Origin of the sequence: Allonocardiopsis opalescens, assembly GCF_003002095.1 — a bacterium.
GTDB classification, from domain to species: domain Bacteria; phylum Actinomycetota; class Actinomycetes; order Streptosporangiales; family Streptosporangiaceae; genus Allonocardiopsis; species Allonocardiopsis opalescens.
In genome coordinates, this window is sequence record NZ_PVZC01000004.1 from 171,103 (window position 1) to 189,744 (window position 18,642).

An 18,642-nucleotide genomic window follows, 5' to 3' on the forward strand; every position below is an offset into this window, starting at 1 on the left:
ACATGATCCGGGTACTGCTGGTCGACGACGAGCAGCTGGTCCGCTCCGGCCTCAGGATGATCCTCGACAGCGCCGACGACATCGAGGTGGTGGGGGAGGCCGGCGACGGCGGCACCGCCCTCGGCCAGGTCGACGCCCTGCGGCCCGACGTGGTGCTGATGGACATCCGGATGCCCGGGACCGACGGACTCACCGCCACCCGCCGGCTCGCCGGGCGGCCCGGCGCCCCGCACGTCATCGTGCTCACCACCTTCGACCTGGACGAGTACGTCCACCGCGCCCTGCGCGCCGGGGCCGTGGGCTTCCTGCTCAAGGACACCCCGCCGCGCGACCTGGTCGGCGCCGTGCGCACCGTGGTGGCCGGCAACGCGATGCTGGCGCCCAGCGTGACCAAGCGGCTGCTCGACGGCTTCGCCGCCTCGGGAGGGGAGCGGGCCGAGGCCGCCAGGGCCAGGCTCGCCGTGCTCACCGAGCGGGAGCGCGCGGTCCTCACCGCGATCGCGCAGGGGCTGTCCAACGCCGACGTCGGCGCCCGGCTGCAGATGCGCGAGGCGACCGTCAAGGCCCACGTCAGCCGCATCCTGGCCAAGCTGGGCCTGCAGAACCGGGTGCAGGCCGCGATCCTCGCCCACGACGCCGAACGGGTGTGACGCCGCCGCCGAGCCCCCTTTCGTCGCGGCCGCGCCGGCAGGGCTGCGACTTTGGTCGCAGGCCGGGTCCAGCCCCGAGGCCGACGCGCGCCGGGTCCGCGCGGCGCACCCTGGATGGGACGGGCCGCGCACGGCGGCCCGGTCCGGGGGTGAGGACGATGGCGGCGCACACGGCGGTACCCGCGATGGCGGCGGAGGCGGCACGGACCGAGCGGGAGGCGGCCCCGCCCGGCCGCGTCCGGCGGACCCTGGACCTGCTCGGCGCGCTCGCGCGGGCCCTGTTCACGGCCGAGGGCGCCGAGACGGCGCTGCCCGCCGCCGACCCGGCCGAGGTGCGGGCGCTGCTCATCGAACTGGGCCGCCTGGACGCCGCCGAGCACCCGGCCGGGCTGCCCGCCGCGCTGGCCGCCTTCCAGCGCGACGCCGGGCTGCCCGCCGACGGGGTGGCCGGCGGGCGCACCGTGACCGCGCTCACCCGCGCCGCCCGCGAACGCCGCGAGCTGGCCGCCCTCGGCCTACTCGCGCCGCGCGGCTGAACGCGGAGCCGGGACGGCCCGCCGCTCTCGCGGACCGGGCGGGCGCCGCGGAGTCGGCGCGGCGCACGGCCGCACCCGGCTACACTGGCGGGGTGACCGCCGCACCGTGCTGATCTGATCGCGCCCCCCGCGCAGCGGTGAGCCTTCTCCGCCCTCCCGCGCCGGCCAGGAGCGCCCGCCCACCGGCCTCCCGTGCGCCAGACGCCGCCTGCCCGACCCGGTCCGCCCCGCCTCGCCCCCTCCCAGGAGCACCATGATCACCGCCACCGACGTCGAACTGCGTGCCGGCTCGCGCCTGCTGATCGAGGCGACGAGCTTCCGCGTCGCCGCCGGCGACCGGGTCGGGCTGGTCGGCCGCAACGGCGCCGGCAAGACCACCCTCACCAAGGTGCTCGCGGGGGAGGCGCTGCCGGCGGGCGGCACGGTGAGCCGCAGCGGCTCCATCGGCTACCTGCCGCAGGACCCCCGTACCGGCGACCTCGACGTACTGGCGCGCGACCGCATCCTGTCCGCGCGCGGCATCGACGAGCTGCTGCGTGATATGCGGGTGGCCGAGGAGCGCATGGCCAGCGACGACGACCGCGTGCGCGACCGCGGCGTGCGGGCCTACGCCCGGCTGGAGGAGCGGCTGCACATCCTGGGCGGCTACTCCGCCGAGGCGGAGGCGGCGGCGATCTCCTCCAGCCTGGGCCTGCCCGACCGCGTCCTCGGCCAGCCGCTGCACACCCTGTCCGGCGGGCAGCGGCGCCGGGTGGAGCTGGCCCGCATCCTGTTCTCCGGCGCCGACACCCTGCTGCTGGACGAGCCCACCAACCACCTCGACGCCGACTCCATCGTCTGGCTGCGCGACCACCTCAAGACCCACCAGGGCGGGCTGATCGTGATCAGCCACGACGTCCAGCTGATCGACTCCGTGGTGAACAAGGTCTTCAACCTGGACGCCAACCGCTGCGTCATCGACGTCTACAACATGGGCTGGCAGGCGTACCTCACCCAGCGCGAGGCCGACGAGCGGCGCCGCCGCCGCGAGCGCGACAACGCCGAGCGCCAGGCCGCCACCCTGCGCTCCCAGGCCGACCGCTTCCGCGCCAAGGCCACCAAGGCCAAGGCGGCCCAGCAGATGGAGCGGCGCGCCGAGCGGCTGCTGTCGGGGCTGGCCGAGCAGCGGGTGAACGACCGCGTCGCCAAGCTGCGCTTCCCCGAGCCCGCGCCCTGCGGCCGCACCCCCCTGTCCGGCTCGGGGCTGAGCAAGTCCTACGGCTCCCTGGAGATCTTCACCGGCGTCGACCTCGCCATCGACCGCGGCAGCCGGGTGGTCATCCTGGGCCTCAACGGCGCGGGCAAGACCACCCTGCTGCGGCTGCTGGCCGGCATCGAGCGGCCCGACACCGGCGAGGTCGTGCCCGGCCACGGCCTCAAGCTGGGCTACTACGCGCAGGAGCACGAGACACTCGACACCGAGCGCACCGTGCTGGAGAACATGCGCAGCGCCGCTCCCGACCTGCCCGAGGTGGAGGCGCGGCGCACCCTGGGCTCGTTCCTGTTCACCGGCGACGACGTCGAGAAGCCCGCGGGCGTGCTGTCGGGCGGTGAGAAGACCCGGCTGGCGCTGGCCACCCTGGTGGTCTCCAGCGCCAACGTGCTGCTGCTGGACGAGCCCACCAACAACCTCGACCCCGCCAGCCGCGAGGAGATCCTGGGCGCGCTGCGCAATTACCGGGGCGCCATCGTGCTGGTCACCCACGACGAGGGGGCGGTCGAGGCGCTCAATCCCGAGCGCGTCATCCTGCTGCCGGACGGCGTCGAGGATCTGTGGAGCGAGGAATTCCACGACCTCGTCGCCCTTGCGTGACGAACACCACTCCCGGGAATCCATTGCCGCCGTCCGGGCCGCGCGCCCGCGGCTGAGTCCGCGCGCCCGCGCGGTCGGCGACCGCCGCTCCGGGCGGCGTCAGCGTGCCCGACCTCGGCTCCGTGCGCCCTGCGAGCGCACCCGGGCGGGTTCCGTCCGGTTCGCAAGCGCATCCAGAAATGGGCCGCATCTGGCCACAATGCACGTGCAGACGCGTCTGCATATGCCGCGGAAACCAGATTTCCGGATGAATTCCCACGTGAGCGCGCCCCTTTAAGGTGGCAATTGGGCATAGCAGAAAAGCAGTCGCCCAAGTCTCCGAATCTTTTCTCTCGGACTGGGTGGCCAGCATGGGTTTCATGGCTGATCATCGTGGGGGATAACGCTGCGGTCACTAGAATTCACCGGAGGTACTCGTGGCCGAGACCCTCAAGAAGGGCACCCGCGTCACAGGGGCTGAGCGAGACAAGCTCGCAGCCGAACTGAAGCGGCGATACGACTCAGGCGAGAGCATCCGTTCGCTGGCGGCATCGACCGGACGCTCCTACGGCTTTGTCCACCGCATCCTGACCGAGTCAGGCGCGACGCTGCGGGGGCGCGGCGGAGCGACGCGTTTGAAAGTGAAGAGCTAGCACAGGGCTCTCATCCACCCCCTTCCCGCGGTAGGTGCCCAGCCCGCACACCTGGACATCTACCGTGGGAACCGAACCGCACCACCCAGGTACACCGCCCCTACTCGGTAGTAGCATGCCAGCGTCGCACCCGCCCCCTGAAGAGGTGACGCATGGCCACCGCCGACGCCCCGCAGGGGCGAACCGTCCCCATCCCTGGTGAATCCGTCGCCGGCACGCCGGATTCGCCCACCGTGGACGACCTGCACGCCGCCGGGCTCCGATTCGACATCGAACCCGGCGGCGAGCTGGCCACCATCACCCTGGACCGGCCCGAGCGCCACAACGCCATGCGGCCCTCCACCTGGCTCGCCCTGGCCCGCATCGGGCGCACCCTGCCGGCCGGCGTCCGCGTCGTGGTCCTGCGCGGCGCGGGCCGCTCCTTCTCCGCCGGCATCGACGTGCAGATGTTCAGCCCCGAGGGCGTCGACGGCGAACCCGACCTCCTGGCGCTGAGCAGGCGCCCCGAGGAGCTGACCGCCGCGATCGCCGCCTACCAGGAGGGCTTCCGCTGGCTGCGCCGGCCCGACATCGTCTCGGTCGCCGCCGTGCACGGCCACGCCATCGGCGCGGGCTTCCAGCTCGCACTCAGCTGCGACCTGCGCGTACTCGCCGACGACGCCCGGCTGTGCATGAAGGAGCCGGCGCTCGGCATCGTGCCCGACCTCACCGGCACCAAGCCGCTGGTCGACACCGTCGGACTCGCCCGCGCCATCGAGATGTGCCTGACCGCGCGCACCGTGCCGGCCGACGAGGCGCTGCGGCTGCGGCTGGCCGAGCTGGTGGTGCCCGGCGACCAGCTCGACGCCACCGTCGCCGACCTCGCCGCCGCCCTGTGCGCCGTCGACCGGGGCGCGGCCACCGCCACCAAGGCGCTGCTGCAGCAGGCGCCCGGCAACACCCTCGACGGGCAGCTCGCCGCCGAGCGAGCCGCCCAGGCCGCCCGGATGGCCGAGGTCTTCGGCGGCTCGGCGCCCTGAGCCGGCCGCGCGGACCCCGGGCCGGGCGGCGCGCGTCGCCCGACCCGGGCGCCTCAGCCCGTGAAGCCGGTCACCCGGTGCGGCGTCACCCGCACGATGACCCGGCTCACACCCTCCTCGGGCGGGGGGTCCTCGCCGAGGTACTTGTGCGACACCTTGACGGGCAGCGTCCGCTCGGGGTCGTCGAGCACCTCGGCGGTGCCCCGGATGTCCACCGACCGGTACGGGTCGGCCAGGTCGAAGACCGACAGGCCGACGCGCGGGTCGCGGAGCAGATTGCGCACCTTGCGCCGCTCCGCCTTGCTGGAGAACAGCACGGTGTCGCCCTCGCGCAGCACCCAGACCACCGAGGTGTGCGGGGCGCCGTCGGGGCCCAGCGTCGCGACCGTGGCGAAGTTCCGCCCGTCCAGGATCCTGCGCGCGCCCTCGTCGAAGCTGACCGGCACCGGGTACCGCCTTTCATGGCATTGCTGGCTTCGATGTCCCAACGCGCCGCGCGTGCCGGCGCTCTCCAGATCATCGCGCATCGCGGCTGTTCTCGACGCATTCGTGCGCGCCGTCCGCCGCGCGGCCTCCGCACCCGCCGGTGAGTTGAATCACCCGCGCCGCCACCACGGCACGGCCGGCCGGAGTGCGGCCGCGCCGGGGCGGCGGAGCCGGGCCGCGCCGGCACCCGGCACGTCCGCCCAGGCGGCGGGCGGTGTCGTCCGGCCGCGCGGTACGCGTGCGGGCTTTTGCCGCGCCGCGCCCGCCGACCGGGGTGCTCGCCCAGGGCCCCGGCGCGCGGCCGATCCGGGGCGGTGCGGCCGCGTGGCGCGGCCGTGATCGCGAAATTGGCGCGGCCGCTGCGCGCCGTCGGGTAAAGTCATGGTCAACGGCCGTTTGATCTCCATGTCATACAGCGCGCATCCGGCGCGTCCAGGCCGTATCGCATGTGCGCGGCGCCCGCGCACCACCCACGGTTCGTTGTTCTTGCGATCGCCTGGCGGCCTTACCTCCGCGCGCTGCGCCCTGCGCAGCTTCCTCGCGTGTCCGCACAACGTGCCGAGATGTCTGAGGAAGGTTTTTCGCATGACGCACCCTGTGCTGTCCGCCGATCCGGCCGACACGCACGAACTCGCCGGTCTCACCGGCGAGTCCGCCGCCCCGGACTTCCGTTCGCTGGGCCTGCCCGCCAACCTGGTCGCCGCCCTGGAGCGGCGCGGGGTGACGAGCCCGTTCCCGATCCAGGCGGCGGCGATCCCCGACGCGTTGGCCGGGCGCGACGTCCTGGGCTGCGGCCGCACCGGCTCGGGCAAGACCCTCGCCTTCGGCCTGCCGCTGCTGCTGCGCGCCGCCGGGCGGCGCTCCGCGCCGCAGCGGCCCACCGGCCTGGTGCTCGTCCCCACCCGGGAGCTCGCGCACCAGGTGCGCGACAACCTGGAGCCCTACGCCCACACCCTGGGCGTGCGGCTCGGCGACGTCGTCGGCGGCACCTCCATGCAGCGGCAGATCAACGAGCTGCGCCGCGGCGTCGACATCCTCGTCGCCACCCCGGGCCGGCTGCACGACCTGATCGAGCGCCGGGTGTGCTCGCTCAACGACGTCGAGCTGTCGGTGCTGGACGAGGCCGACCAGATGTGCGACATGGGCTTCATGCCGCAGGTCACCCAGCTGCTCGACGACGTCCGCGTCGGCGGCCAGACCATGCTGTTCTCGGCCACCCTCGACGGCGACGTCGACAAGCTGGTGCGCCGGTACCTCACCGCCCCGGTCACCCACTCCGTCGACCCGCCGGTCTCCCAGGTCACGACCATGGAGCACCACGTCCTGCGCGTCCTCGCGCGCGACAAGAGCCAGGTCGTCACCGAGATCGGGGCCCGCGAGGGGCGCACCCTGATGTTCGTGCGCACCAAGCACCGCGCCGACCGCATCACCGAGCAGCTGAACAAGGCGGGCGTGGCCGCGGCCGCCCTGCACGGCGGCAAGACCCAGGGGGCCAGGACCAAGACCCTCGCCCGCTTCAAGGACGGTCGGGTGAACGTCCTGGTCGCCACCGACGTCGCCGCGCGCGGCATCCACGTCACCGGCATCGACCTGGTCCTCAACGTCGACCTGCCGGCCGGCCACAAGGACTACCTGCACCGGGGCGGGCGCACCGCCCGCGCCGGCGAGAACGGCAGCGTGGTCACCATCGTGCTGCCCAACCAGCGGCGCGAGGCCCGCAAGCTGCTGGACACCGCCGGGATCGACCCGCAGACCCACGTGGTCAACCCGGGCGACGAACTGCTGGGCAGCGTCACTGGTGCCCGGCAGCCCTCGGGCGTCCCGTGGGTCGAGCCGCCCGAGCCGGTCCGCGCCCGCCGCCCCGGCGGTCGGGGCCCGCGCACCGGAGGCGGCGGCTTCCGCCGCGGTGGCGGCCGCCGCGACGGCGCCGAGGGCGGCGCCCGCCGCGAGTACGGCGACCGCCCGGCCCGCACCGACGACCGGGGCGGGGTCCGCACCCGCTCCGAGCGCCCGCACGTCCGCTACGGCGACCAGCCCGGCGGCCACCCGCGCCAGGACGGCCGCGCAGGCGAGCGCCGCGGCGGCCAGGGCGGCGGCGCGTACCGCACCCGCTCGGGCCAGGGCGGCGGCCGCCCGCGCAGTGCCGCGTAGCGGCAGGCGGTGACCAAGCGGTCCGCACGGCCTGACGGCCGTGCGAACCGAACCGAGGGCGGGACCGCCGAACGGCGGTCCCGCCCTCACGCATCGTCCGGCGGCGGCCAGGCGACGGAGCGCGGCGGACCGGGTTCCTCGTCCGGGTGGCCGGGGTGTCGGGCACGGGCCGAGCGCCCGGCGGAGTGAAGGGCCCGGCCGCACCGCACCAGGTCGCCGAACCCTGCGGAAGATACCGGCAGCTCGCGTGCGGTGCGCGCAGGACCGCCCGGATGGGCCCCTTCTATGTGTGCCGAAGTGGGCGGAGTCGTCCGCACTGTGCGGACCATCGGCTGTGCGCCCGCGGTGTGAGCCCCGGTCCGGGCGGAGCGCGCTCGTGGGCCCGGGCCGGGCGTCCGCGACGCGCAAGCGCACAGCGGCCCGTCCGCCCTTCGCGGGCGGGCATGGCGCCCGGGTGCTCTCGGCGGCCGAGCCACGCCTCTTCCGTACACCGCGCGGACGACCGGGGTTCACACAGCCCCGGTGCCGGAGCCGGATGGGTCCGCGACACGGAGTAACCGGCCGTGCCGACGGATGCGACCACATCCCGTCTGACCAGCGCGTATTCTTCCACCTCTTCGGCCGGACGCGGCTGCGCCGGGTAATTGGGTCTCCGGGCCCAAGCGGATCCGGGGCGGTTCTCCTAGCCTCCTGACCGTGATCAACCGGGACGTCGCGCGCACCTCGCGACCGCGCGACGCTGGCGGCAGCGCCATCCAGTACGCATCGCTCATCGTCCTCGCCGGCATCCTCATGTCCGCCCTGTGGGCCGCCAACCTCGGCGGGGTCGGCACCCACACCACCGCGGCACTGTGCACGCTGCTCCGGCAGCCCGACTGTGCCGCCCCGGCCCAAGCGGCCGCCCGGGCCGACGACGGCGACCTCGCCGCCCTGCGCGCCCAGCCGTCCGAGGGCACGAACTCCGAAGGCACGAACTCCGAAGGCACGGAGTCCGAGGGCGGTGCCCAGCAGGATGAGGGCCAGGACGACGGTGATGCGGCACGCGAGCTGCTGGCCGGCCTGGACTCCCTGGAGCCGTCCGACGAGCCGGACTACGACCGCGACGAGTTCGGCAGCGGCTGGCTGGACCCCGACGGCAACGGCTGCGACGGCCGCAATGACACCCTCGCCCGCGACCTGGCCGACACAGTCGTCGGCGACGACGGCTGCCGGATCGAGAGCGGCGTCCTCGACGACCCCTACACGGGCGAGCGGATCGAATTCGACCGCTCGCGCCCGCAGGAGGTCCAGATCGACCACATCTACCCACTGGCCTACGCCTGGCGGATGGGCGCCCACGAGTGGACCGACGAGCAGCGCCGCGCCTTCGCCAACGACCCCGACAACCTGGCCGCCGTCGCAGGCCCCGCCAACCAGTCCAAGGGCGATTCAGGCCCCGGCGAGTGGCGGCCCGACAATGAGGGGCACCACTGCAGGTACGCGATCGACTACGTCGAGGTGGCGGCCGAGTACGACCTGCCGGTCAGCCCTAGCGACCGTGCGGCGCTGGGCGGGATGCTCGACACCTGCGGGTGAGCCGGCCGCGAGGGCGGCGCGGGATGGTGCGGTGTCGGGCCGGTGGACGCGCGGGGTGCGGCCGGTGGGCCGGTGCCGGCCGGCCGTGTGGTTCCCGCGGGTGCCGCGCCTGGTTCTCGGTCGCGGGTCTGCGGTGGCCGGTCGGGCGGTGGCCGGGAAGGCCGCGCGCGTGTGCGGTGGCGTGGCGGGGGCGCCGGGGCGATCACCTCTCTCCTGTGCTCGGTCGGGTGAGGACGGTCGCGTTGCCGCTGTCTGCGCCGCTGCCGTCGATCCATGTTCTTTTCCGACCCCGCGGCGCGGGGCCGGGCCTCCCGTGAAGCTCTCCGTCGAACCGGGTCGACGGCCTAACGACGCCAGGCCACCTGGGTCATGGCGGGGGACTTGCGCGCAGTCCGTCCTCCCCTACGGGGCCTGTTCGTGGCGGCAACGCGCCGCCGGAACCGACAGTGCCGCATTCGGTCGCCGTGCGCGAGCCGCGGGACCGCGCCTGTGGACAAGTCGGTCGGAGGCCCGCCGTTATCCACAGGAGCCGCGTCCGGCGGAGCGGAGGCGGACCGGAGTCAGTAGGAGCGCGGGAGTCCCAGGCTGTGCTGGGCGACGTAGTTGAGGATCATCTCCCTGCTCACCGGGGCGATCCGCGACAGGCGCACCGCGCCGACCAGGGTGCCCAGGCCGTACTCGGTGGTCAGGCCGTTGCCGCCCAGGGTCTGCACCGCCTGGTCGACGGCCGCGGCGGCCACCTCGGCCGCGGCGTACTTCGCCATGTTCGCCGCCTCGCCCGCGGCCGCGTCGTCGCCGGCGTCGTAGAGCCAGGCCGCCTTCTGGCTCATCAGCCGCGCCTGCTCCAGTTCGATCTTGATACGGGCCAGCGGGTGCGCCAGCCCCTGGTGCGCACCGATCGGCACGTCCCACACCTGCCGGTCCTTGGCGTAGGCGACCGCGCGGTCCAGCGCGTACCTGGCGATGCCGGTGGCGAAGGCGGCCGCCATGATCCGCTCAGGGTTGAGCCCGGTGAACAGCTGGAGCAGCCCGGCGTCCTCGTCGCCGACGAGCGCGTCACCGGGCAGCCGCACATCGTCGAAGTACAGCATCGACTGCCGCTCGGGCGAGACGATCTCCATCGCGATCGGGGTCCGGCTGAAGCCGGGCGCGTCGGTCGGCACGATGAACAGCGAGGGCCGCAGCCGCCCGGTGGCGGCGTCGGCGGTCCGGCCGACCACCATCACCGCGTCGGCCTCCTCCACCGCCGAGATGAAGACCTTGCGCCCGTTGAGCACCCATCCGCCGCCGTCGCGGCGCCCGATCGTGGTGAGCCGGTGCGCGTTGGAGCCCGCGTCGGGCTCGGTGATCGCGAAGGCCATCTTCGCCGAGCCGTCGGCGAACCGACGCAGCCAGTACTCCCGCTGCGCCTCGGTGCCGAACCTGGCGATGATGGAGCCGCAGATCGCGGGGGAGACGACCAGCATCAGCAGCGGCGACCCCGCCGCCGCCAACTCCTCCAGCACCGCGGCGAGGTCGCCGATCCCGCCGCCGCCACCGCCGTAGCGCTCCGGCAGGTTCACGCTCAGGAAACCCAGCTCCCCGGCGCCGGCCCACAGCTCGGTGGTCTCCTCACCCGCCCTGGCCTTGCGCACGTAGTACTCATGGCCGTACTTGGCGCCCAGCGCCGCCACGGACTCCCGCAGCGCCCGGCGTTCCTCCGACTCGACAAAGCTCACCGCTCACCCTCCTCGAAGCCCGCCGGCCCGTCCGCGGCAGGCGCGTCGAGCACGGCCAGCACGGCGCCCGCGCCCACCTGCGCGCCCGGCCCGGCGTACAGCTCGCGCACCCGCCCGGCCGCAGGGGCGGCCACCGGGTGCTCCATCTTCATCGCCTCCAGCACCAGCAGCGGCTGCCCGGCCGCGACCGCCTCACCGACGGACACCAGCACCCGCGCCACCGAGCCCGGCATCGGCGCCAGCAGCGAACCCGGGTCGCGCGCCGGCTCCGGCTCCGGCAGCCTCGGCAGCGGCCGCAGCGCGACGGCGCCCGACGCCGTGTCGACCCACACCTCGGTGCCGCCGCCGGGCGAGGCATGGTGCGCCACGGCGAAGGTCTGCCTGACCCCGGCGCACTCCAGCACCACGCTGTGCTCGTCCGCGCCGGTGCGGACCACGCCCGCCGGTCGCACCTCGCCATACCCGTCCGCGGCCGTTCCGTCCCGGGTCGACCGGTATCGGACCTCGATCCGCCCGGTGGGGCCGTCGAAGGCCCGGCACTGCGGGGCCGACACCACATTGCGCCAGCCGCCGGGCAGGGTGCCCAGCGCCCCCGCCGCGGCCCGCTCCCGGTCGGCCGCGGCCAGCGCTGCGGCCAGCGCGGCCAGCCGCACCGTCTCGCCGTCGGCCAGCGGGGCGCTGAGCCCGGCCAGCTCGGGCCCCTCCAGGAATCCGGTGTCGACGCCGCCCGCGCGCATCACGGGGTGGCGCAGCAGCCGCACCAGCACGTCCCGGTTGGTGGCGGGGCCGTGGACGCGGGCGCCCGCCAGCGCCGCGGCCAGCCGGCGCAGTGCCGTGGGCCGGTCCGGCGCCCAGGCGACGACCTTGGCCAGCATCGGGTCGTAGTGCGTCGGCACCACCGATCCGCTGACCACCCCCGCGTCCACCCGCAGCGTGGCGGTGCCCGAATCCGCGGGCGCGACCGCGAACCCGGCGTCGGCGCCGGGCACCTCGAAGCGGTGCAGCGGCCCGGCCGCGGGACGCCAGCCCGCCGCCGGGTCCTCGGCGTACAGCCGCGCCTCCACCGCGTGCCCGTGCGGCCGCGGCGGCTCCGCGGGCAGCCGGGCGCCCTCTGCGATCCGCAGCTGCCAGGCGACCAGGTCCAGCCGGTAGCGCGCCTCGGTGACGGGGTGCTCCACCTGGAGCCGGGTGTTGACCTCCAGGAAGTACAGGCCGGGGTCGGCCGGGTCGCCGCCGAGCAGGAACTCCACCGTGCCCGCCCCGACATAGCCGATGGCGCGGGCCGCCCGCACCGCCGCCTCGCACAGCCGCTCCCGCAGCGCGGGGCCGACGGCGGGCGAGGGCGACTCCTCCACGACCTTCTGGTGCCGCCGCTGCGCCGAGCACTCGCGCTCGCCGAGCGTCCACACGGTGCCGTGCGCGTCGGCGAGCACCTGCACCTCGACGTGGCGCGCCGGGCGCAGCAGGGGTTCGCAGAACACCGATCCGTCGCCGAAGGCCGACTCCGCCTCGCGCCGCGCGGAGCCGACCGCGGCGGGCAGCGCCGCGGGTTCGGCCACGGCCCGCATGCCGCGGCCGCCACCGCCCGCCGCGGCTTTCACCAGCAGCGGGAAGTCGGCCTCCGTGACCGCGGCCGGGTCCAGTTCTGGCAGGACGGGGACGCCGGCATCGCGCATCGCCTTCTTGGCGGCGCGTTTGTCCGCCATCGCCGCGATCGCCTCCGGCGGCGGCCCCACCCAGGTGAGGCCCGCTTCGGCGACGGCTCGGGCGAAGGCCGCGCTCTCGGACAGGAAGCCGTAGCCGGGGTGCACGGCGTCGGCTCCCGACGCCCGCGCGGCCGCGACGAGCGCGTCGGAGCGCAGGTAGGTGTCGGCGGGGGCGCCGCCGGGCAGCCGCACCGCCCGGTCGGCCTCGGCGACGTGCGGGGCGCCGGCGTCGGGGTCGGCGTAGACCGCGACGGTCTGGACGCCGAGGGCGGCGGCGCTGCGCAGTACCCGCCGGGCGATCTCGCCCCGGTTGGCGACGAGCAGCCGGTCGATGGTCACGGGGGTGGTCCTTCCTCGGCCGCGTTGGGCCGCCTGCCGGTGCCTTGCCGCGCTGCCGCCCGGGCGCACCGGGCGGCAGCGCTCACATCCGGAACACGCCGAAGCCCTGGGCGCCCTCGACAGGCGCGCCGTGCACGGCCGACAGAGCCATGCCCAGCACGGTCCTGGTGTCCCTGGGGTCGATCACGCCGTCGTCGTAGAGCCGCCCGGACAGGAAGAAGGCGTCGGACTCCGCCTCCACCTGGGCCTCGACGGCGGCGCGCATGGCCGCGTCGGCCTCCTCGTCGTAGGGGCGGCCGCGCGCGGCCGCCGCCTGCCGTCCGACGATGGACAGCACCCCGGCGAGCTGGGCCGGCCCCATCACCGCCGATCTGGCGCCCGGCCAGCTGAACAGGAAGCGGGGGTCGTAGGCGCGGCCGCACATGCCGTAGTTGCCCGCGCCGTAGGAGGCGCCCATGACCAGGGTGATGTGCGGGACGGTGCTGTTGGCGACGGCGTTGATCATCATGGCGCCGTGCTTGATGATGCCCTCCTGCTCGTAGCGGGTGCCGACCATGTAGCCGGTGGTGTTCTGCAGGAACAGCAGCGGGGTCGCGGACCGGTTGGCGAGCTGGATGAACTGGGCCGCCTTGCGCGCCTCGTCGCTGAAGAGCACGCCCTGGGCGTTGGCGAGGATGCCGACCGGGTACCCGTGCAGATGCGCCCAGCCGGTGACCAGGCTGGGGCCGTACAGCGGCTTGAACTCGGCGAAGGCGGAGCCGTCGGCGATGCGCGCGATCACCTCGCGCGGGTCGAACGGGACCTTCAGATCCTCGGGGATCAGGCCGAGCAGCTCCTCGGGGTCGTAGCGCGGCTCCCGCGCGGGGCGGGAGGGGCCGGGGCCGGCCTTGCGGTGGTTCAGGGAGGCGACGATCCGCCGGCCGATCCGCAGGGCGTCGTACTCGTCGGCGGCGAGGTGGTCGGCCAGTCCGGAGGTGCGGGCATGCATCCCGGCGCCGCCCAGCGCCTCCTCGTCGGCCCGCTCGCCCGTCGCCATCGCGACCAGCGGCGGGCCGCCGAGGAAGACGCGGGCGCGCTCGTCGACCATGACGACGTGGTCGCTCAGCCCCGGCACGTAGGCGCCGCCCGCGGTGGCGGTGCCGAAGACCAGCGCGACGGTGGGGATTCCGGCCGCCGACAGCCGGGTGAGGTCGCGGAAGAGCCGGCCGCCCGGGATGAAGACCTCCTTCTGGCCCGCCAGGTCGGCGCCGCCGGACTCCACCAGGCTGATCAGCGGCAGCCGGTTGGCCAGGGCGATCTCGTCGGCGCGCAGCAGTTTGCGCAGCGTCCACGGGTTGCTGGCGCCGCCGCGCACGGTGGGGTCGTTGGCGCAGATGACGCACTCGACGCCGGAGACCACGCCGATGCCGGTGACCGCGCTGGCGCCGACCGGGTACTCGGTGCCCCAGGCGGCCAGCGGGGACAGCTCCAGGAAGGGGGAGTCGGGGTCGACCAGCAGTTCGATGCGCTCGCGCGGCAGCAGCCTGCCCCGGGCGCGGTGCCGGTCGGTGTACTTGGGGCCGCCGCCCGCGACAGCCTTGGCCTGCTCGCGTTCGAGGGCCGCGATCCGCTCCAGCTGCGCGGCGCGCCGGGCGGCGTACTCGGCGCCGGAGGTGTCCAGCGCACTGGCCAGCCGCTCGCCGGCGTCCACCGCGCCGATCCCGTCAAGTCCGTCGTCCACAGGCGGTCCTTCCCGGACGGAGTCGTCCACAATCGGCGGCTGCGCCTCGCCCGGCGCACGCCCGGTACGAGATGATGGGTGTCGGGGAGGCCCCCAGGGTGGGCGGGGGTAGGTCTTCTCAGGGCACGCCGCCGGCGCGACGGGGGAAGGCCGGGGGAGGCCGCGGCCCGGGAGGGGCCGCGCGGCGCCCGGGGTCATCCCGGTTCCAGCAGCTCGACCGGCACGTCCACGGTCTGGGCGCGCAGCCACTCCGCCACCCCCTTGGCCTGCGGGTCGAAGCGGCTGGTGGCGGCGACGCCCTCGCCGAGCAGGCCCTCCAGTACGAAGGACAGCGCGCGCAGCTTCGGCAGCCGGTACCGGCGCACCGGCAGGCCGGCCGTCTCGGGCAGCAGTTCGCGCAGCCGGTCCGCGGTCAGGGTGCGGTCCAGCCAGGCCCAGCCCGGATCGTCACGCGCCCACACCCCGAGGGTGGCGTCGCCGCCCTTGTCGCCGCTGCGCGCACCGAGCACCGCGCCGAGCGGCGCCGGGCGCACCGGGCCCGGCTCACCGGGCGGGGCGGGCGCCGCCTCATCGGGCACTTCGGCGAGCGCCAGCACCGGCCCGTCCGCGGGCACCGCCAGCCGCTCGCCGCCGGGCAGCACCACCTCCTGGCGCACCTCGGCCCGGTCCACGTGCGCGGCCGAGAACACCCCGTACGGCGAGCCCCGCCCCGGCGGGGCGGTCAGGTGGCAGCCGGGGTAGGAGGCCAGCGCCAGCTCGACCAGGGCCGAGCTGAAGGCGCGGCCCACCCGCTCGGCGTCGGGGTCGGCGGCCACCACCCGCAGCAGCGCGCTGTGCTCCTGCTCGGTGCGGGCCGACGCCCGGTCGGTGCGGGCCAGCCGCCACTCCAGCCGCCTCGGCCGCGCGGCGCCGAGCGCCGCCTCGGCCTGCGCCCGCACCAGCGCGGCCTTCGCCTCGATGTCGAGCCCGGTCAGCACGAAGGTCACCTCGTTGCGGAAGCCGGCCAGGCGGTTCACCCCCACCTTCACCGCCGGCGGCGGCGGCTCGCCGCGGGCGCCCGACAGCCGCACCCGGTCCGGGCCGGCGGCCTCCAGCCGGACCGTGTCGAAACGCGCGGTGACATCGGGCCCGGCGTAGCGCGGCCCGGTGATCTCGTACAGCAGCTGCGCGGTGACCGTGCCGACGGTGACCGCCCCGCCGGTGCCGGGATGCTTGGTGATGACGGCCGAGCCGTCGGCGTCCACCTCGGCCAGCGGGAAGCCCGGGCTGGTCAGGTCGTGCCCGGCCGCGAGCAGTTCGGTGAAGAAGGCGTAGTTGCCGCCCGTGGCCTGGGTGCCGCACTCCAGCACGTGCCCGGCCGCCGTCGCACCGGCCAGCGCGTCGAAGTCGTCGCGCGCCCAGCCGAAGTGCGCCGCCGCCGGGCCGGCCACCAGCGACGCGTCGGTGACCCTGCCGGTCACCACCACCTCGGCGCCGCGCCGCAGCGCCTCGGCGATGCCCCACCCGCCCAGGTAGGCGTTGGCGGTGACCGCGCCGGGGAAGCCGAGCGCCTCGGCCCGGTGCAGCAATTCGTCGCCGGTCACGTACGCCACCCGCACCGGCAGGCCGCGCCGCTCGGCCAGCCGCCGCAGCGCCGCCGCCAGCCCGGCCGGGTTCAGGCCGCCCGCGTTGCTGACGATCCGCACGCCGCGCTCGGCGGCCAGCGCGAGGGAGTCCTCCATCTGCCGCAGGAAGGTGGCGGCGTAGCCGCGGCCGGGGTCGGCCAGTCGGTCGCGGCCCAGGATCAGCATGGTCAGCTCGGCCAGGTAGTCGCCGGTGAGCACGTCGAGCGGGCCGTCGGCCAGCATCTCGCGGACCGCGCCGAGCCGGTCGCCGTAGAAGCCGGAGGCGTTGCCGATCCGCAGCGGCGCGCTCACCGGGGCGACCCCGTGCCCGGGCCGCGCAGCGCCGTGTCGAGCATGGCCGCCCACTGGCGCAGGATCCGCGCCCGGCGGGCGCCGTCGTCGGTGAGCTGGTCGGCCAGGGCCAGGCCGCGCACCAGGTCCAGGGTGGCCTGGACCGCCTCGCGCACACCGGGCCGCGACTCGTCGGCGCCCAGCAGTTCGACGGCCAGCAGGTGCGTCTCGCGGCCCAGCCGGTTCTCCAGCGGCACCACCAGCTCGCGCAGCGCGGCGTCGGTGCGCGCCGCCACCCACAGCTCCAGGGCGGCGGTGAAGGCGGGGCCGGTGAACAGCTCGGCCAGCAGGTCCAGCGCGGCCCCGGTGCCGGGCCGGCCGCCGGGCAGCCCGGCGGCACGGCGGCGCAGATCGTCGGCGCGCACCCGGCCGATGTGCTCGACGGCCGCGGCGACCAGCTCGCCCCTGGTGCGGAAGTGGTGCAGCTGCGCCCCCCTGGACACCCCGGCCCGGTCGGCCACCACGGTGGTGGTGGTCCCGGCCCAGCCCCGCTCGACCAGGCACTCCACCGTCGCCTCCATCAGCCGCAGCCGGGTCAGCCTGCTGCGCTGCTGCTGCGGCCCCGGTCGGCCCGGCGCGACCGCGGGACCGGCGGCGCCGCCGGATATGTCGCCCATGGCGGAAGCATCGCCCAAGCCGGAAAAAGAAGCAAGCCTGACTGTTTGTTTCCCCCCGGACGGACGCCCGGGGGAGGCGTCCGCGCGGCCGGTGCCGGACGCGCGGATCCGGCGCCGGTGCGCCGGCGCGAATATCCGGAAAGCGAAGCGCGGGGCCTCCCGGAATTAGCCGGTGCTCCCGCCGAAAAACAGGGAGCGGAATTCCCGGGACGCGATTCAGGTGGGAACTGTACGGCAATTTCCGGTCGAATTCACCGGGTCCGGGAGGAACACCGACGAATCACCGGTGCGGCACCGGCGCTGAATGGCCGCCGGGACCGCCGCCCGGCCGCGCCCTGGTGAATGGCGCCCGGCGCGCCCGGGCCGTCGCCGCCGCTCACCCCGGTGCGCCGGGGTGAGCCGCGCGTCACGAAACGTCAGCGGCTGACATTTTCCGCCTCGACCGGCCGCCCCGCCCCCGACCGAGCGGCCGCCTTGGCGAGCGCCTTGTCGTCGGCGCTGAAATCGGGGTCGGCCGACTCCGGCGGGTTGGCCAGATGCCACCGCACCGACCGGCCGATCGATTCCTCGACCGGCCCCGGCGACCAGCCGAGCAGGTCCATGGCCTTGCGGCTGTCGAGCAGGACGTGCTGGACGCTGCTGCCGGTCAGCACCAGGTCGGCCGGGACCCGCGACTCGGGCACCCGCACCAGTTCGGCGCGGTGCCCGGCCGCCGCCAGGATCTGGCGCACCCAGGCCACCACCGGCAGGCTGGTCGGCTCGGCGATGTTGAACACCTCGCCGTGGGCCGCCGGATTGCCCAGCGCCGCCAGCACCGCCCCGGCCACATCGCCCACGTAGACGCGGCTCGCCAGCCAGTCGCCCGGACCCACCGGGATGCGCTCGCGCCCGGCCCGCACCCGGCGCAGCACCGGCTCCTCGCGCCGCTGGTAGTCGTGCTCGCCGTAGACGAAGCCCAGCCGCAGCACGGTGCCGCCCCGCTCCAGGTAGGCGGGCTCCACGTCCAGCTTCTCGTAGCTGTCGAAGTCGTAGTCGCCGATGGCGAAGCCGGCGCCGCGGTGCGGGTAGCGGGTGCGCCGCAGCTCGGCGTCCTCGGTCAGCGGCACCGCCACCGGCTCGGGCGCCGCCCCGCGCATCACGTCGAAGGCCTGGTAGACGTCGGCGCTGGACAGCACCACCACCGGCACGTCGGGCAGGTGCGGCAGCGAGGTGGCGGCGTCGATGCCGCTCATGGCGACGGTGTCGACCACGGCGTCGGGCGCGAAGGCGGCGACCTCGTCGGCGACGGTGTCGAACTCGCGGCGGTCGACGTGCAGGTGGCGGCAGGCCGCGAGCTCCGGCGGCTCGTGGCCGCCGCGGTGCACCACCAGCACCTCGTCGCCCCGCGCCAGCAGCTCGGCCGCCACCCGCCGACCGATGAACTGCGTCCCGCCGATCACGACTACCCGCATCACGACCTCCGCGTCTCGCCAGCCGCGACCGCCCCGGGCCGGGGCGGCGCCTCGGGCAGCCAAGCACCGATACGGTCGCGGCGGAACCGCTTTCAGCGTTCGGCTCAACGGGTTCGCCCGTAGCGGAAGAGGGAACGTCGCCTCGCGGAGCCGTGTTGAACAGCGCGCCCACCCAGCGGCGCCCGGTCGGCGCCGCGTGCGCGGGCGGTCCACGACCACGGCGGAACGGAGCATG

Annotated in this window: 14 protein-coding genes; 7 read left to right on the top strand and 7 right to left on the bottom strand. The window is 75.3% G+C overall.

Annotated features, from left to right (window positions below):
• The first annotated feature begins 2 nt into the window (after nt 1-2).
• From CLV72_RS14255 to CLV72_RS14275, 5 genes are all read left to right on the top strand, one after another.
• Nucleotides 3-650, top strand: coding sequence for a response regulator (locus CLV72_RS14255; protein ID WP_106245854.1), 648 nt, complete (start codon nt 3-5; stop codon nt 648-650).
• Nucleotides 651-808: 158 nt separating this feature from the next.
• Nucleotides 809-1,186, top strand: a complete 378-nt coding sequence (locus tag CLV72_RS14260) for a peptidoglycan-binding protein (RefSeq protein WP_245930192.1) — start codon at nt 809-811, stop codon at nt 1,184-1,186.
• A gap of 253 nt (nt 1,187-1,439) precedes the next feature.
• Nucleotides 1,440-3,038, top strand: a complete 1,599-nt coding sequence (locus tag CLV72_RS14265; RefSeq protein WP_106245860.1) for an ABC-F family ATP-binding cassette domain-containing protein — start codon at nt 1,440-1,442, stop codon at nt 3,036-3,038.
• Nucleotides 3,039-3,454: 416 nt separating this feature from the next.
• Nucleotides 3,455-3,670 (top strand): helix-turn-helix domain-containing protein, encoded by a 216-nt coding sequence (locus CLV72_RS14270; protein WP_106245862.1) that lies wholly within the window; start codon nt 3,455-3,457, stop codon nt 3,668-3,670.
• A 152-nt stretch (nt 3,671-3,822) separates the two neighbouring features.
• The gene (locus CLV72_RS14275) at nt 3,823-4,689 is read left to right on the top strand and encodes an enoyl-CoA hydratase/isomerase family protein (protein WP_106245865.1); all 867 of its coding nucleotides are present in this window, start codon (nt 3,823-3,825) and stop codon (nt 4,687-4,689) included.
• Nucleotides 4,690-4,742: 53 nt separating this feature from the next.
• On the opposite strand, the gene CLV72_RS14280 is transcribed toward CLV72_RS14275, so the two are convergent.
• Nucleotides 4,743-5,135 (bottom strand): PPOX class F420-dependent oxidoreductase, encoded by a 393-nt coding sequence (locus CLV72_RS14280; protein WP_245930194.1) that lies wholly within the window; start codon nt 5,133-5,135, stop codon nt 4,743-4,745.
• Between the two features lie 625 nt (nt 5,136-5,760).
• On the opposite strand from CLV72_RS14280, the gene CLV72_RS14285 reads away from it, so the two are divergent.
• The gene (locus tag CLV72_RS14285) at nt 5,761-7,326 is read left to right on the top strand and encodes a DEAD/DEAH box helicase (RefSeq protein WP_106245869.1); all 1,566 of its coding nucleotides are present in this window, start codon (nt 5,761-5,763) and stop codon (nt 7,324-7,326) included.
• Between the two features lie 696 nt (nt 7,327-8,022).
• Complete coding sequence (locus CLV72_RS14290) at nt 8,023-8,901, top strand: HNH endonuclease family protein (RefSeq protein ID WP_245930197.1); 879 nt, start codon at nt 8,023-8,025, stop codon at nt 8,899-8,901.
• Nucleotides 8,902-9,461: 560 nt separating this feature from the next.
• Here CLV72_RS14290 and CLV72_RS14295 read toward each other — a convergent pair.
• The 6 genes from CLV72_RS14295 to CLV72_RS14320 form a co-directional block, all read right to left on the bottom strand.
• Nucleotides 9,462-10,619: an acyl-CoA dehydrogenase family protein gene (locus tag CLV72_RS14295; RefSeq protein WP_106245871.1), complete on the bottom strand. Its 1,158-nt coding sequence runs from the start codon at nt 10,617-10,619 to the stop codon at nt 9,462-9,464.
• On the bottom strand, nt 10,616-12,664 hold the full coding sequence (locus CLV72_RS14300; protein ID WP_245930198.1) for an ATP-binding protein: 2,049 nt from the start codon (nt 12,662-12,664) through the stop codon (nt 10,616-10,618). Before CLV72_RS14300 ends, CLV72_RS14295 begins: the two co-directional genes overlap by 4 nt.
• Before the next feature lie 82 nt (nt 12,665-12,746).
• Entirely contained in the window at nt 12,747-14,336 is a 1,590-nt protein-coding gene (locus CLV72_RS14305) for an acyl-CoA carboxylase subunit beta (protein ID WP_425428074.1), read from the bottom strand.
• A 242-nt stretch (nt 14,337-14,578) separates the two neighbouring features.
• Entirely contained in the window at nt 14,579-16,300 is a 1,722-nt protein-coding gene (locus CLV72_RS14310) for an acyclic terpene utilization AtuA family protein (protein ID WP_106245876.1), read from the bottom strand.
• Nucleotides 16,297-16,956 (bottom strand): TetR/AcrR family transcriptional regulator, encoded by a 660-nt coding sequence (locus CLV72_RS14315; RefSeq protein ID WP_106245879.1) that lies wholly within the window; start codon nt 16,954-16,956, stop codon nt 16,297-16,299. Before CLV72_RS14315 ends, CLV72_RS14310 begins: the two co-directional genes overlap by 4 nt.
• Before the next feature lie 416 nt (nt 16,957-17,372).
• Complete coding sequence (locus CLV72_RS14320; RefSeq protein ID WP_170140979.1) at nt 17,373-18,407, bottom strand: NAD-dependent epimerase/dehydratase family protein; 1,035 nt, start codon at nt 18,405-18,407, stop codon at nt 17,373-17,375.
• Nucleotides 18,408-18,642 lie beyond the last annotated feature (235 nt).